This window comes from Glutamicibacter sp. St.4D3, from assembly GCF_059728615.1.
The window spans coordinates 1,028,188-1,042,174 of the sequence record NZ_AP039380.1; the positions used below are offsets into that span (position 1 = coordinate 1,028,188).

Genomic DNA, 13,987 nt, shown 5'->3' on the forward strand with positions numbered 1-13,987 from the left:
CTGCTCGGGGGCTGTGCCGCCCCATCGAGCATTCCGGCGGGAAAAGTGTCGTCAGCCGAGAATCCTTCGAAATTGTCCGAGCCTCCGGCGGAGATTACCATCCGCAAGGAAGCGTTGCCGATTACGATCGTCACAGAGGAACCGGCTCCAACAGCTCAATCTTTGACCGAAGATGAGGTTGTTGAGCAGAGCGAAGAAACTGCCCCGAGCAATCAATCCCAGCAGACGACTTCCAAAACTTCGGATGCAACCGCGATGCTGGGACAGATCGCAATCAAGGGGCGGGCACCCAAAACCGGATATGACCGGAGTTTGTTCGGAAACGGTTGGGGCGATCCGGATCATAACGGTTGCGATGCGAGGAATGACATGCTCGCCCGCGATCTTACGGTGCACACCTACAAAACGGGCACAGCTAACTGCGTGGTTTTGACTGCGACGCTTGAAGATCCGTATACCGGTGCGCTAATCGAGTTCCAACGGGGACAGGGAACGAGTAACGCAGTGCAGATCGACCATGTGGTCGCGCTTTCGGATGCTTGGCAAAAGGGGGCGCAGAAGCTGTCGTCGCAGTCTCGTTATGAATTCGCCAATGATCCGCTAAACCTGCTTGCGGTCGACGGGCCGACCAACGCGTCTAAGGGTGACAGGGATGCCGCCTCGTGGTTGCCACCGAATAGGGGCTTCTGGTGCGAGTACGTGACGCGGCAGGTCGAGGTCAAATATAAATACGACCTCTGGATGACAAAAGCCGAGCACAACGCTAGTGCCCGTGTCCTGCAGAGTCACTGTAACTGAAGGTCCCGGCACATCAGCAGGTGTACATGCCTGCTGTATTCGTTCTGACTAGCTGTATTAACTAAAGGAGTGCCACGGTGGGGTTTACCTTTCGCAAGCGCAAGAAACTAGGCAAGTCGACGACCTTAAACATCTCGAAATCCGGGGCATCAGTTTCTAAGAAGGCTGGCCCGGTCTCGATCTCTTCTCGGGGAACAGTAAACATTCGGTTGGGGAAGGGCCTTTCGTTCCGTAAGAAGTTGTTCTAAGCGCGGGTTGCTTTAGAGCAGCAACCCGGAATAGGAGATGAGAGCAGCAGCTAAAGTACGTGTGTTGAGTGGGCTGGGCCCGGTGGAAGACACCGCGCCCGGCCCACATCACGTTTAACCGAGGTCACAAGCGGTCCGGCGCACTTGCGCGAGCTTATAGCATGGGTACATGAGCTCCACTTCCTCCTCCCTGCCCGAGCCCAAACGCCACCTGCCCGGCCACATCGCCGCGGCCCTGGCGCAGGCCGGCAGCAAGTCCGATTCGGCCGGCCAAAGCTGGGAAGGACGCGACCTGAGCGGGGACGGCAACCCGCTGCACAACTTCGACAAGGACGACGGCCTAGCCAACGCACAGGTCGTCGAGGCCCTGGACCAGCTGCGCGCCGGCACCGGCGATGAGGCCGCGGTGCACCGGGCACTGGCCGACGCCCGGGTGTTTGTCGCCATCGTGGCCCAGCTGGGGGAAGAGGCGATGACCGAGCATGGGTTCGCCTCCGACAAGGAAGCGGACATGGCGCTGGTGAAGATCAAGGCGCCAGATGGCCGGATGGCCCTTCCGGTGTTCACCACCGTGGAACGCCTGCAGGCCTGGCATCCCGAAGCCCGCCCGGTAGCGGTCTACGCCCCGCGCGCGGCTCTGTCCGCGGTCAGCGAGGAAGCGGACCTGCTAGTGCTGGATCCGGGCAGCGACTACACCTTTGTGCTGCGCCGCCCCGGGGTGTGGACCCTGGCCAAGCAGGTGCAGTGGACCCCCAGCTACCTTGACGAACAGCTGGGCGCACTCATCGGCCAGGCGACCGAGGGCCATGACGAACTGCGGCAGGTGCGCGTCGGGCCCGGACACGGCGTCGGATCGCGGGACAAGGGCGGCAAGCCGGTGGCCGGCGGCGGCTCCGGGCCGGAGCTGCTGCTGCAGTTTGTCTTTGCCCCGGGCACAAGTGAACAGCGTGCCCGCGAGGTCACCAATCGGGTCCACGGGACGCTGGCGAACAACCCGCAGTTCGCCGAAGCGGTGGACTCCCTGGAAATCAGCCTGCTGAGCGCACCAAGTTAAGAACCGAGCAAATATGAACCTTTAGGAGGGCAACAGCTTGAGCATGAAACGTTACTGGCAGATCCTTCGCCAACCGGCGATCGGCGGCCTGCTGGTGATCGGAATGATCGCACGACTTCCACACTCGGCGCTGAGCATGCTGCTGTTGCTGCACCTGGTTCTGAACCTGGGCCAGGACTGGGCCTCGGCCGGAATCGTGGTGGCCCTGATGACCGTGGGCATCGCCGTGGGTGCCCCGTGGCGCGGGCACCAGGTAGACCAGTGGGGCCTGCGCCGGGCGCTGATTCCCTCGATCATCATCGAAGTGGCGGTGTGGAGCACGGTGCCGCATGTGCCGCTGGTGTGGATCTATCCGCTGGCGTTCCTGGGCGGGCTGTTCGCCCTGCCGGTCTTCTCCGTGGTGCGCACCGCGCTGGGCGTAATGACCACCGGCGAGCAACGACGCTCCTCCTTCGCCCTGGATGCGATGGCCACCGAGCTGGTGTTCATCGTCGGCCCGGCCTCCGCCGGCATCATCGCCACGCAGCTGGACACCACGCTCGGGCTGACCGCGGTGGGCATCCTCGGTTCGCTGGGCGGGGTGGGGCTGTTCCTGCTGAACCCTCCCACCCGCAGCGAGGATCCCAAGGCGAAGGCCAAGAAGGCCAACGTGCACGAGGAGCGGCTGGGGGCCGAAGCCAGCTTCGTGGCCGCCGCCCCCGCCGGTGTGCACGAGGTGGAAGGCGAGCTGATCGCCGCCGGACGCAAGTCCGCCCGGGCCCGGCTGCGCGAGCGCGGGCGCAAGGTCAAGACCAGCTTCACCTGGATGAGCGCCTCGGTGCTGGCCGTGTTCATCGCCTCGGGCGGTGCCGGCGCACTGCTGACCGGCACCGAGGTGAGCATCGTGGCCGAGCTGGAGCAGCAGGGCAACCCGGGGGACCTGGGCATCGTGTTCCTCTTCTGGTGCGGCGCCTCCCTGATCGGCGGGCTGGTCTACGGCATGATCGAACGCCGGATCTCCCCGCTCGTGCTGCTGCTGGGCATGGCGGTGCTCACCATCCCGATGTACTTTGCCACCGACACCTGGTCCCTTGCGCTGCTCTCCGCGCTGCCCGGCCTGCTGGTTGCCCCGACCTTGTCCGCGGCCTCGGAATGGCTCACCGATCTGGTGGCCGAGCACCGTCGTGGGGAAGCGATGGGCTGGTACGGTTCGGCGATGACCGCCGGTACCGCGCTGGGATCCCCCGTCACCGGCGCCGTGGTGGACCTGGCCGGTCCGGCCGCCGCGTTCGCCGCCGTCGGGGTGATCGCCATGGTGGTGGTGCTCGCCGCACTGATCGCCCAGCAGATCCGCCGCCGCATCCGCCGCAAGGCCCGGCGCAAGCTGGTCCAGGTGCGGTAGTGCACGGCCGAAGAGAAACCGGGGGCGCGGCAGGAAAATCCTGCCGCGCCCCCGGTTGCATCATGTAATTTTAATCGCAGCCTCGGCTGCCGGTGCCCCGCTCAGGGACTAGCTGACCGGGCCGGTGAACTTCTCGCCCGGGCCCTTGCCCGGCGCATCCGGGATGATCGAAGCTTCCCGGAAGGCCAGCTGCAGGCTGCGCAGACCATCGCGCAGGGGAGCGGCGTGCTGCGAGCCGATCTCCGGCGCCCCGGCGGTGACTAGGCCTGCCAGTGCGGTGATCAGCTTGCGGGCCTCGTCCAGGTCCTTCAGCTCGGCGGCGTCCTTGCCTTCGGCCAGGCCGCACTTCACGGCGGCGGCGCTCATCAGGTGCACCGCGGCGGTGGTGATGATTTCAACGGCAGGAACCTCGGCGATATCGCGGACCTGCTGATCGACGGCCTGCTGCATTGAATTGGAATCTTCGGTACTCATACTGCTAAGCTTGTCACAGACCGACTCGATTGGGTTACTTGGTTCTGGCCTGAAACAGGTTATGTGACCAAGGGATCATGATCGAGACATGCAAGTGGAGGCCATCTCCCACCCGCTGTCGCCGTGCAGGCGTCCGGGTACTTCGGCGGGAATCCCTCACGGGGATTCCAAGGCAGCAGGGTTCAGCAGAACCCTTGGTGCTGTAGTCGACTTTGTGGCCTTCGCCTGCATCAGCAGCGGAGGCCTTTTTCGTTGCTGGGCAGCACTACTTACGACTAACAGGAGTTACACATCAGCGATCCACGCATTAACGAGCGCATTCGCGTACCTGAGGTACGCCTCGTTGGCCCAAATGGTGAACAGGTGGGAATTGTCCGCATCGAGGACGCCCTGCGCCTGGCTCACGAATCCGATCTCGACCTGGTCGAGGTGGCCCCCAACGCCAAGCCTCCAGTGTGCAAGTTGATGGACTTCGGCAAGTACAAGTACGAAGCCGCCGTCAAGGCACGCGAGGCCCGCAAGAACCAGACCAACACGGTCCTGAAGGAAGTCCGCTTCCGCCTGAAGATCGACAAGCACGACTACGAAACCAAGGTCGGCCACGCCCTGCGCTTCCTGGGCGCCGGTGACAAGGTCAAGGCCATGATCCAGTTCCGTGGACGTGAGCAGCAGCGCCCGGAGATGGGCATCCGCCTGCTGGAGAAGTTTGCAGAGGACGTTGCGGAAGTTGGAGCCGTTGAGTCCAACCCGCGCATCGATGGCCGCAACATGGTCATGGTGGTCGGTCCGCTGAAGAACAAGGCCGAGGCCCGTCGCGAACAGCAGCAGAAGTCCGGCGGTCGTGGTTCCAAGCGCCGCGTCGCCACCGACGCTCCGCAGGAAACCTCGGGGCAGAACGTGGCCTCCTCCATGGACGACGAGGCTCGCGCCAAGCTGGAGCAGGCACGGGCCCAGGCCGAGGGCGAGGCGTAAGCCGAGCCCTCCGGGTTCCCCCGGAACCCGCCGCCTTCAGGGCGAACGGTCCTTCCTCCGCGGAAGGGCCGCACTAGAAAAGAACAACAGCGGTCGTCTCGCTTTGAGGGGCCCGCTTCGGATGATCCCCGACGGGTCCGGCACGGATCCGATCGGAGCACGTAAGGAGAACGGCAGCTATGCCGAAGTTCAAGACTCATAGTGGCGCCAAGAAGCGCTTCAAGGTGACCGGCAGCGGAAAGCTGGCGCGTCAGCAGGCCAACCGCCGCCACTACCTGGAGCACAAGTCTTCCCGCATCACCCGTCGCCTGGCCTCTGACCAGCTCGTTGCCAAGGCCGATGTGAAGACCATCAAGCGGATGCTGGGCCTCTAGGCCTTCCCCTTCGCAAGCATTACTCGGGGAAGCCTTACCCCAACCAACCACTAGTTTTCACCGCCGGAGAAGGACCTTCGCCAGCGGGAACAAGATTTGAAGGAGTACACACGTGGCACGTGTGAAGCGGGCAGTCAACGCCCATAAGAAGCGTCGCGTCGTAATGGAACGCGCCAAGGGTTACCGCGGTCAGCGTTCGCGCCTTTACCGCAAGGCCAAGGAGCAGCTGCTCCACTCGTTCGTATACAGCTACAACGACCGCCGCAAGCGCAAGGGCGACTTCCGCCGCTTGTGGATCCAGCGCATCAACGCCGCTGCCCGCGCCAACGGCATGACCTACAACCGCCTGATCCAGGGCCTGAAGGCCGCCGAGGTCGAGGTTGACCGCCGCATGCTGGCCGAGCTGGCCGTCTCCGACGCCAACGCCTTCGCCGCGCTGGTCCAGGTAGCAAAGGGTGCCCTGCCGGCTGACGTCAACGCCCCAAAAGCGCCTGAGGCAGTAGCCGCCAAGGCCCCGCAGGCCGCCGCCGCCAAGGCTGCCGCCCCGAAGGCTGAGAAGGCTCCTGCCGCTGCTTCCGCCCACACCTCGGCCTCCAAGGCCGAAGCCGCCGGTGGCATCAAGGCCATCGAGGGTCAGGACGCTCCGGAAGGCTTCGTCATCAAGGGCAACTCCGGCTCGAACAAGTACCACGTGCCGGGTTCGACCTGGTACGAGCAGACCACTGCCGAGTACTGGTTCAACTCGATCGAGTCCGCCAAGGCCGCAGGCTACGAGCCCGCCGGTGGCGAAGCTCGTCAGCAGATGAAGTAAAGCCTTACTCATCCTTCACCACCCGGCACCGGTGCCAGGCGCCGGATGCGGGTGAGGAAACACACCAGCGGGTGCAGACCATAACCATGGTCTGCACCCGCTGGTGTTCTGCCCGGCACCGTATTTGCCGGTATTCTCGAATCATGACCAGCTATGAAGAACCGGTGATGTCCAACCTGCGGGCCGACAAGGTCAAAGCCGTCGCCCGGCTGGCCACCCGCGCCGGACGCAAAGCCAGCGGACACTACCTGGTCGAAGGCCCGCAGGCCGTGCGCGAGGCGCTGAAGGCGCACGCCGCCACCGGTCAGGTGCTGGTCTCGGTGTACGCCACCGAACACTTCCTGGGCTCCTCCTCCGAATTCAGCGAACTGCTGCAGGACGCCCAGATCCCGGCCCGCACCGTCACCGAACAGGTGCTCGCGGCCATGGCCGACACCATCACCCCGCAGGGCATCATCGCCGTCGCCCGGCGCAACGAACCGGACCTGCGGGAACTGTTTGACTCCGCACCGCGGCTGATCGCGGTGCTCTGCCGGGTGCAGGACCCGGGCAACGCCGGCACCATCCTGCGCGCGGCCGACGCGGCCGGGGCGGACGCGGTGCTGTTCACCAAGGGCAGCGTGGACATCTACAACCCCAAGACGGTGCGCTCCACCGTCGGCTCGCTCTTCCACCTGCCGGTGATCGGCAACGTGGACTTCGCGGAACTGACCTCCACCGCCACCCTGCACGGCATCCAGCTGCTGGCCGCCGACGGCTACGCCGAACACGACCTGGACACCCTGCAGGACCAGGCGGTGCTGCGCCGCGCCGGGCAGGGCGGGGAACCGGCGGCCGGGCAGCCGGCCCTGGACGTGCCCACCGCCTGGCTGTTCGGCAACGAAGGCCAGGGGCTGGACGAGACCGAAAAGCAGGCCGCCCACCACAGGATCGCCGTGCCGCTGTACGGGGTGGCCGAATCCCTGAACGTGGGCACCGCCGCCACCGTCTGCCTGTACGCTTCGGCAAGGGCGTTGCGCCCCTGACCCGGTTGCTGACATAGTCCGAGGCAGGGCACCAGCTTTTGCTCACCGCACCGGTGCCCGCACAAGGTGTACACGGCCGAAAGGGACGCCAATGGCGAGTGAAGAAAGCACGAAGTCGATCATCGCGGCGCTCAGCGCCAACCTGGCGATCGCCATCGCCAAGTTCGTGGCCTGGCTGCTCAGCTCATCCTCCTCGATGCTGGCCGAGGCCATCCACTCGGTGGCCGACACCGGCAACCAGCTGGTGCTGCTCATCGGGCGGCGCCGCTCCAAGCGCAAGGCCGACACCGAGCACCCCTTCGGGTACGGGGGAGAGCGCTTTGTGTCCGCGTTCCTGGTCGCCATCATCCTGTTCAGCGCCGGCGGGCTGTTCGCCCTCTACGAGGCGTATGAGAAGTTCCACGACCCGCACGGCATCACCGGGCCGTGGTGGTGGGTGCCGCTGGCCGTGATCGTGTTCGCGATCATCGCCGAGGGGCTCTCGCTGCGCACCGCGATCAAGCAAAGCGCCCGGGCCCGCGGGCGGCGCGGGCTGCTCAGCTTCGTGCGCAGCACCAAGAACCCCGAACTGCCGGTGGTGCTGCTGGAGGACACCGCGGCACTGCTGGGCCTGACCTTCGCCCTGCTCGGGGTGGGGCTGACCATCCTGACCGGGGACGGGCGCTTTGACGCCGCGGGCACCGCCGCCATTGGCGTGCTGCTGGTGGTGATCGCGGTGATCCTGGCCGTGGAGACCCGCTCGCTGCTGCTGGGCGAGTCGGCCAGCAAGGCGCACGTGCAGGCCATCCGCGGTGCCGTGGCCAACGCGGACACCGAACTGGTGCACCTGCGCACCATGCACGTGGGCCCCGAGGAGCTGCTGATCGCACTGAAGATCGTGGTGGCCCCGGACGCCACCGGCGCGCAGATCGCCGATCACATCGATAGGCTGGAAAAGGACATCCGCGCCGCGGTGCCGCTGCGCAGCCTGATCTACATCGAACCGGACATCAAGCGGCGCGCGCTGCCGGCGGACCCGGAAAGCGCCGGGCTGCAGAGCCCGGAGCAGCCCGGGCCCACCCCCGGCCAGCCCGGCACCGCCTGAGTGAAGCACACGAGAAGAGAGCCTGATGAGCCTGAAGCAGATCGTCGCGATCGCCCTGGTCGACTCGCTGCAGCACCCCACCCGGCTGCTGGCCGCCCGGCGCAACCGTCCGGCCGCGCTGGCCGGGCTGTGGGAGTTCCCCGGCGGCAAGGTCGAATCGGGGGAGGACCCGGTGGAAGCGGTGCGCCGGGAGATCCGCGAGGAGCTGGGCATCGAGATCACCCTGGGCGATGAGATCTACGGTCCGCTTGAGCAGGGCTGGGCGCTGAACGAGCGGGCGGCGATGCGCGTGTGGTTCGCCACCATCGCCTCCGGCACCCCGCGCCCGCTGGACGGACACGACCAGCTGCGCTGGCTGGAGCTGGGCGCCGAGCCGTGGCAGGCGGTGCCCTGGATCCCGGCCGATGAACCGATCGTGCAGGCCTGCGTCGCCGACGCGAAGGCCCCGGTCGGGCCCTAGGCGCTTGCGCCCGGCACTGCGCCACGGGCCCGGCGAACTGGGCGCGACCGGGCCCACCCGCGTAAGCTGGGAGGAGCAAAAACGCTCGGCCCGCGCGGCGGGGCGGATCAATAGAGCGAAGAAGACCACCGAACGCTAGTGAACGAGCCCGCTGGATGGGGCTGTGCTGAGGAGAGAGCGCGTGAAGAAACTTGTAGGTGTACTGGCGATGATGTTCACCGCCATGTTGGCCCTGGCCGGCTGCGTGAACACGGACGCCCACGTCACCATCGAGGGCCAGGACAAGGCCAGCGGCACCGTGGAGGTGACCACCGACCGCGCCCTGCTGCAGGGTGCTTCACTGGATGACGTGCTGGCCACCAAGATCGACACCCGCCAACTGGACCAGATGGCCGGGGAGAACTGGACCTACGAGAAGATCGAGACCCAGGACCGGGTGGGCCTGCGCTTCAACACGGTCAGCTCGATGAACTTCGTGCAGCTGCAGGACGCCTTCCAGGGCTTTGAGCTGCCGGTTCAGCTGGGCACCACCGAGGACGGCTTCAAGTTCGCCATGCGCGGCAACGCCCCGGGCTCCACCGACCCCAACGCCGCCAAGGCCACCATGTCGGTGACCTTCCCCGGCTCGGTGACCTCCACCACCGGCCCGGCCACCATCGAGGGTCACACCGTGACCTTTGACATGGTGCAGGGAGCCACCGAATACGAGGCCACCGGCAAGGCCAACTACGCCCTGTTCTACTCCGTGGTCTTTGGCGGCGCCCTGCTGGTGCTGACCCTGATCATCGTGTTGGCCATGGCCCCCAAGGCCAAGGACACCGCGGCCCACTAAAACCGCCCACTCACGCATCAGGCCCGTCATCGAATCAGTCGTTGGCGGGCCTTGCCAATAGAATGGGAAACAAGTCAATTACCAGCGAAGAGAAGGATCACCAGATCCCCATGTCTGACCAGACAATCCAAGAAACGCCGGTGGACGGCGCCGCGCCACCGCACCCCACCGATGAGCAGGGCGTGAACGCCGCCGTCGAGGCCGCCCTGTCGGCCATCGCCGCGGCCGCCGACCTGAATGAGCTCAAGGCCGCCCGCCTGGCGCACACCGGGGAGAAGTCCGCGCTGTCCCTGGCCAACCGGCAGATCGGCAAGCTCGACAAGACCGAGAAGGCCGCCGCCGGCAAGCTGGTGGGCGCCGCCCGCGGCAAGGTGAACAAGGCCCTGGCCGCGCGCACCGAGGTGCTGCAGGCCGAGGAGGCCGAACGCATCCTGGTCGAGGAGACCGTGGACGTCACCGCCGCCCCGGTGCGCCGCCCGCTGGGCGCCCGCCACCCGCTGTCGGTGCTGCAGGACCGTGTCGCGGACATTTTCGTGGGCATGGGCTGGGAAATCGCCGAGGGCCCGGAAGTGGAATCCGAGTGGTTCAACTTCGATGCGCTGAACTTCAAGCCGGACCACCCGGCCCGCGAAATGCAGGACACCTTCTTCATCGAACCGGCCGACGCGCACCTGGTGCTGCGCACCCACACCTCCCCGGTGCAGGTGCGCTCCATGCTCGAACGCGAGGTGCCGCTGTACGTGCTCTGCCCCGGGCGCACCTTCCGCACCGATGAGCTGGACGCCACCCACACCCCGGTCTTCCACCAGTTCGAGGGCCTGGCCGTGGACAAGGGCCTGACCATGGCCGACCTGCGCGGCACCCTGGAGCACTTCGCCCGGCAGATGTTCGGCGCCGAAGCCGAGATCCGCCTGCGCCCTGCCTACTTCCCGTTCACCGAGCCCAGCGCCGAGCTGGACATCTGGCACCCCGGCGCCAAGGGCGGGCCGCGCTGGATCGAGTGGGGCGGCTGCGGCATGGTCAACCCCAACGTGCTGCGCGCCGCGGGCATCGACCCGGAGGTGTACTCCGGGTTCGCGTTCGGCATGGGCGTGGAGCGCACGCTCATGTTCCGCAACGATGTGCCCGACATGCACGACATGATCGAGGGCGACGTCCGTTTCAGCCAGCACTTCGGGATGGAGATCTAACCCAATGCGAGTACCACTGTCATGGCTGCGCGAGTACGCGCAGGTACCTGCCAACGCCTCGGCTGAGGACGTGATGGCCGACCTGGTCAAGGTCGGGCTGGAAGAGGAGGACGTGCACCGTCCCTCCGACGAACTGCACGGCCCGATCGTGGTCGGCCAGGTGCTGAGCCTGGAAAAGGAGCCGCAGAAGAACGGCAAGACCATCAACTGGTGCCAGGTGCGCGTGGTGCCCGAGGGCACCGGGCAGACCCTGACCGGGGACGGGATCGATCCCTCGGGCGTGCAGGGCATCGTGTGCGGCGCACACAACTTCGAAGTCGGGGACAAGGTCGTGGTGACCCTGCCCGGCGCCGTGCTGCCCGGGGACTTCCGCATCTCCCCGCGCAAGACCTACGGCCACGTCTCGACCGGGATGATCGCCTCCTCGCGCGAACTGGGCATCGGGGAGGACCACGACGGGATCATCGTGCTCTCCCGCCTGGGGCTGGACCCGGAACTGGGCACCGATGTGCTGGAGCTGTTCGGCCTGAAGGACCAGGCCGCGGAAATCAACGTCACCCCGGACCGCGGCTACTGCTTCTCCATCCGCGGGGTGGCCCGCGAATACGCGCTGGCCACCGGCACCGAGTTCACCGACCCGGCCGCCACGATCAAGCTGACCCAGGCCGCCGCTGAAGGCCACCCGGTGCGCGTTGCGGACGACGCCCCGATCTACGGGGTGCCCGGCTGCACCCGCTTCGTCACCCGCGAGGTCACCGGCATCGACCCGGCCCGCCCCACCCCGCGCTGGATGGCGGCCCGGCTCTCGCTGGCCGGGGTGCGGTCGATCTCCCTGCCCGTGGACATCTCCAACTACGTGATGCTCGAACTGGGCCAGCCGCTGCACTTCTACGACGCGGACAAGCTCGCCGGGCCGATCGTGGTGCGCCGCGCCACCGCCGGGGAGAAGCTGACCACCCTGGATGAGAAGGAACGCACCCTCAACACCGAGGACCTGCTGATCACCGACGACTCCGGGCCGATCGGCATCGCCGGGGTCATGGGCGGGGCCTCCACCGAGGTAGGCGCGGCCACCACCCGGGTGGTCATCGAGGCCGCGAACTTCGAACCGGTCTCCATCGCCCGCTCCCGCCGCCGGCACAAGCTGCCCTCCGAGGCGTCCAAGCGCTTCGAGCGCGGGGTGGATGTGAATGTGGCCGACGTGGCCGCCCAGCGTGCCGTGGACCTGCTGGTCGAGCTGGCCGGGGGCACCGAAACCGCGAACATCACCGACTACGGCAACCCCGCCGAACCGGTGAGCATCCTGCTTCCGGCCGGGTACGCCAGCTCCCTGGTGGGCATCGACTACACCGAGGAGCAGATCATCTCCGCGCTGGAGGGGATCGGCGGCACCGTGACCGCCACCGGCGAGGGCTTTGAGGTCATCGCCCCGACCTGGCGCCCGGACCTGGCGATCAAGCAGGACCTGGTGGAGGAAGTGGCCCGCGTCATCGGCTACGACCAGATCCCGGCCACCCTGCCGGTCGCCCCGCCCGGGCGCGGGCTGACCCGCACCCAGGCCCAGCGCCGCCGCCTGCTGCAGGGCCTGGCCGACGCCGGACTGACCGAGGTGCTGGCCTACCCGTTCGTCTCGGCCGCGCAGAACAACACGTTCGGCACCCCCGAGGCGGGCACCGAGGTGCCCAGCGTGAAGCTGGCCAACCCGATCTCCTCCGAATACGGGCTGCTGCGCACCTCGCTGCTGCCCGGGCTGCTGGAGATCGCCCGGCGCAACCACGGCCGCGGCTTCCGCGACCTGGCGCTGTACGAGGGCGGGCTGGTGTTCCTGCCCGGAGCGCAGACCGGTTCCAAGGTGCTGCCGCCGCTGGGCGCCAAGCCGAGCGATGAGGTGCTGGCCGAACTGCGCGCCGGCATCCCGAACCAGCCCTGGCACCTGGCCGCCGTGCTCACCGGTCACGAGGCCGCCGCCGGGGTGGGCTTCACCCCGCGCGCCTGGGACTGGGCCGACGCACTGGATGTTGCGCGCACCGCCGCCGGGATCCTGGGCTCCGAACTGGAAATCGCCCAGGGCAAGCACCAGGCGTTCCATCCGGGCCGCACCGCAGCGCTGAGCGTGAACGGCGAACTGATCGGCTACGCCGGCGAACTGCACCCGCAGCTGCTCAAGGACCTGGACCTGCCCGCGCGCACGGTGGCCATGGAACTGGACGGCGAGGCCCTGATGGCCGCCGCCCCGGCCGTGGTTGTCGCCGAGCAGATGACCACCCAGCCGCTGGCCACCCAGGACGTGGCACTGGTGGTGGATGAGCAGGTCGTCGCCGGCGACGTGCTGAGCGCCCTGCGCGAGGGCGCCGGTGAACTGCTGGAGGACATCGCACTGTTCGACGTGTACTCCGGCCAGGGCATCGAGGACGGCAAGAAGTCACTGGCCTTCGGGCTGCGCTTCCGCGCCACGGACCGCACCCTGACCGCGGACGAGGCCTCCGAGGCCCGTGCCGCGGCCGTGGCGGTCGCCGCCGATCGCTTCGGCGCCGTGCAGCGCTAGCAATCCGCGATAGCGCCCTGTACCGTTCCTCACATTGGGGGCGGTGCAGGGCGCTTTTTGCGTGACGCTCCAAAAGTGCCGTGCCAGAGAAGACTTAACCAAACAGCAACAAGTACGGTGCTACAGCAGGTATGGAGCGAGCTCAGAAGTATCGCCTAGCAAGGTTTGCGTCGTCCCAGACTCGTTTTCAATGGATGAGCCGTCCTGCAAAAGGTGAATTTGTGGAGTCCCCATTTGGAAGGTGTTTAGCGGGACAGGAGAATTTGCGTCACGATTAAGCATGCGAAATGGTTAGCGCTGAGCAAATTTAGGGGCTGAGACGTTCTGTGCTTCAAAACGTCTATGAAGGCGTTTTTCAGATTAAACGCCACTTCATTCCCGTCTTGCGGGGGTACTTACCCCAAGCGTATAGATTTTTGCGATGTAGTTGATTTGCGAGTTTCGGCGGTGTACCGCTAATAGTTGTTCGATCTCGACGCCAGTTGGATGATGATCCCCTAATGACTTGGCGCTGCGCAGTCTCCGAATGCCTCACATTGCTTCAGAGATACCGAAACTGCTCGAAGACAAAACCTCACAGAAACCAAGAACCCGCAGACGTTTTTCAATTGTGGTGCTCACAGGGCTCACATAGATTGTTCACAGTCCCACAAGGACTCGATCACGTGATTTTTGGCCATACGGCTACCAGACCTTTCTGCAGATCCAAATACAACCTGCCTCCTTGTGCAGGTGCTGA

Annotated in this window: 14 protein-coding genes; 13 read left to right on the forward strand and 1 reads right to left on the reverse strand. The window is 66.2% G+C overall.

The window, feature by feature from the left end; translation table 11 throughout:
- The first annotated feature begins 72 nt into the window (after nucleotides 1-72).
- The 4 genes from AC6I21_RS04745 to AC6I21_RS04760 all read left to right on the forward strand — a co-directional run bounded on the left by AC6I21_RS04745 (nucleotide 73) and on the right by AC6I21_RS04760 (nucleotide 3,481).
- Nucleotides 73-798 carry an HNH endonuclease family protein gene (locus AC6I21_RS04745; RefSeq protein WP_246049778.1) on the forward strand — a complete coding sequence of 242 codons (726 nt, stop codon included), beginning with the start codon at nucleotides 73-75 and terminating at the stop codon, nucleotides 796-798.
- A gap of 77 nt (nucleotides 799-875) precedes the next feature.
- Nucleotides 876-1,046, forward strand: coding sequence for a DUF4236 domain-containing protein (locus AC6I21_RS04750; RefSeq protein WP_138174325.1), 171 nt, complete (start codon nucleotides 876-878; stop codon nucleotides 1,044-1,046).
- Nucleotides 1,047-1,215: 169 nt separating this feature from the next.
- The gene (locus AC6I21_RS04755; protein WP_138174327.1) at nucleotides 1,216-2,100 is read left to right on the forward strand and encodes an SseB family protein; all 885 of its coding nucleotides are present in this window, start codon (nucleotides 1,216-1,218) and stop codon (nucleotides 2,098-2,100) included.
- Nucleotides 2,101-2,137: 37 nt separating this feature from the next.
- Nucleotides 2,138-3,481 (forward strand): MFS transporter, encoded by a 1,344-nt coding sequence (locus AC6I21_RS04760; RefSeq protein ID WP_425459792.1) that lies wholly within the window; start codon nucleotides 2,138-2,140, stop codon nucleotides 3,479-3,481.
- 108 nt (nucleotides 3,482-3,589) lie between these two features.
- Here AC6I21_RS04760 and AC6I21_RS04765 read toward each other — a convergent pair whose 3' ends face one another.
- The gene (locus AC6I21_RS04765) at nucleotides 3,590-3,955 is read right to left on the reverse strand and encodes a DUF1844 domain-containing protein (RefSeq protein ID WP_138174329.1); all 366 of its coding nucleotides are present in this window, start codon (nucleotides 3,953-3,955) and stop codon (nucleotides 3,590-3,592) included.
- A 291-nt stretch (nucleotides 3,956-4,246) separates the two neighbouring features.
- Between AC6I21_RS04765 and infC the strand changes: the two genes are divergently transcribed.
- The 9 genes from infC (at nucleotide 4,247) to pheT (ending at nucleotide 13,248) form a co-directional block, all read left to right on the forward strand.
- The gene (gene infC, locus AC6I21_RS04770; protein WP_138174331.1) at nucleotides 4,247-4,927 is read left to right on the forward strand and encodes a translation initiation factor IF-3; all 681 of its coding nucleotides are present in this window, start codon (nucleotides 4,247-4,249) and stop codon (nucleotides 4,925-4,927) included.
- A 179-nt stretch (nucleotides 4,928-5,106) separates the two neighbouring features.
- On the forward strand, nucleotides 5,107-5,301 hold the full coding sequence (rpmI, locus tag AC6I21_RS04775; protein WP_138174333.1) for a 50S ribosomal protein L35: 195 nt from the start codon (nucleotides 5,107-5,109) through the stop codon (nucleotides 5,299-5,301).
- A 112-nt stretch (nucleotides 5,302-5,413) separates the two neighbouring features.
- Nucleotides 5,414-6,112, forward strand: a complete 699-nt coding sequence (gene rplT, locus AC6I21_RS04780; RefSeq protein ID WP_138174335.1) for a 50S ribosomal protein L20, sunset domain variant — start codon at nucleotides 5,414-5,416, stop codon at nucleotides 6,110-6,112.
- A gap of 143 nt (nucleotides 6,113-6,255) precedes the next feature.
- Complete coding sequence (locus tag AC6I21_RS04785; RefSeq protein WP_138174337.1) at nucleotides 6,256-7,137, forward strand: TrmH family RNA methyltransferase; 882 nt, start codon at nucleotides 6,256-6,258, stop codon at nucleotides 7,135-7,137.
- Nucleotides 7,138-7,228: 91 nt separating this feature from the next.
- A complete protein-coding gene (locus AC6I21_RS04790) occupies nucleotides 7,229-8,221 on the forward strand; it encodes a cation diffusion facilitator family transporter (protein WP_138174339.1) in 993 nt (330 codons plus the stop codon).
- A 25-nt stretch (nucleotides 8,222-8,246) separates the two neighbouring features.
- Nucleotides 8,247-8,681 carry a (deoxy)nucleoside triphosphate pyrophosphohydrolase gene (locus AC6I21_RS04795; RefSeq protein WP_138174341.1) on the forward strand — a complete coding sequence of 145 codons (435 nt, stop codon included), beginning with the start codon at nucleotides 8,247-8,249 and terminating at the stop codon, nucleotides 8,679-8,681.
- A gap of 181 nt (nucleotides 8,682-8,862) precedes the next feature.
- Nucleotides 8,863-9,513, forward strand: a complete 651-nt coding sequence (locus tag AC6I21_RS04800) for an LppM family (lipo)protein (protein ID WP_138174343.1) — start codon at nucleotides 8,863-8,865, stop codon at nucleotides 9,511-9,513.
- A 110-nt stretch (nucleotides 9,514-9,623) separates the two neighbouring features.
- On the forward strand, nucleotides 9,624-10,703 hold the full coding sequence (gene pheS / locus AC6I21_RS04805; RefSeq protein ID WP_171021123.1) for a phenylalanine--tRNA ligase subunit alpha: 1,080 nt from the start codon (nucleotides 9,624-9,626) through the stop codon (nucleotides 10,701-10,703).
- 4 nt (nucleotides 10,704-10,707) lie between these two features.
- A complete protein-coding gene (pheT, locus tag AC6I21_RS04810; RefSeq protein WP_138174345.1) occupies nucleotides 10,708-13,248 on the forward strand; it encodes a phenylalanine--tRNA ligase subunit beta in 2,541 nt (846 codons plus the stop codon).
- The last annotated feature ends 739 nt before the right edge of the window (nucleotides 13,249-13,987 follow it).

Excerpts from the sequence above, each read along its gene's own strand:
- AC6I21_RS04755 (WP_138174327.1), top strand. The coding sequence starts at position 1,216 with ATGAGCTCCACTTCCTCCTCCCTGCCCGAGCCCAAACGCCACCTGCCC.
- AC6I21_RS04765 (WP_138174329.1), bottom strand. The coding sequence starts at position 3,955 with ATGAGTACCGAAGATTCCAATTCAATGCAGCAGGCCGTCGATCAGCAG.
- rpmI (WP_138174333.1), top strand. The coding sequence starts at position 5,107 with ATGCCGAAGTTCAAGACTCATAGTGGCGCCAAGAAGCGCTTCAAGGTG.
- AC6I21_RS04785 (WP_138174337.1), top strand. The coding sequence starts at position 6,256 with ATGACCAGCTATGAAGAACCGGTGATGTCCAACCTGCGGGCCGACAAG.
- AC6I21_RS04790 (WP_138174339.1), top strand. The coding sequence starts at position 7,229 with ATGGCGAGTGAAGAAAGCACGAAGTCGATCATCGCGGCGCTCAGCGCC.
- AC6I21_RS04795 (WP_138174341.1), top strand. The coding sequence starts at position 8,247 with ATGAGCCTGAAGCAGATCGTCGCGATCGCCCTGGTCGACTCGCTGCAG.
- pheS (WP_171021123.1), top strand. The coding sequence starts at position 9,624 with ATGTCTGACCAGACAATCCAAGAAACGCCGGTGGACGGCGCCGCGCCA.
- pheT (WP_138174345.1), top strand. The coding sequence starts at position 10,708 with ATGCGAGTACCACTGTCATGGCTGCGCGAGTACGCGCAGGTACCTGCC.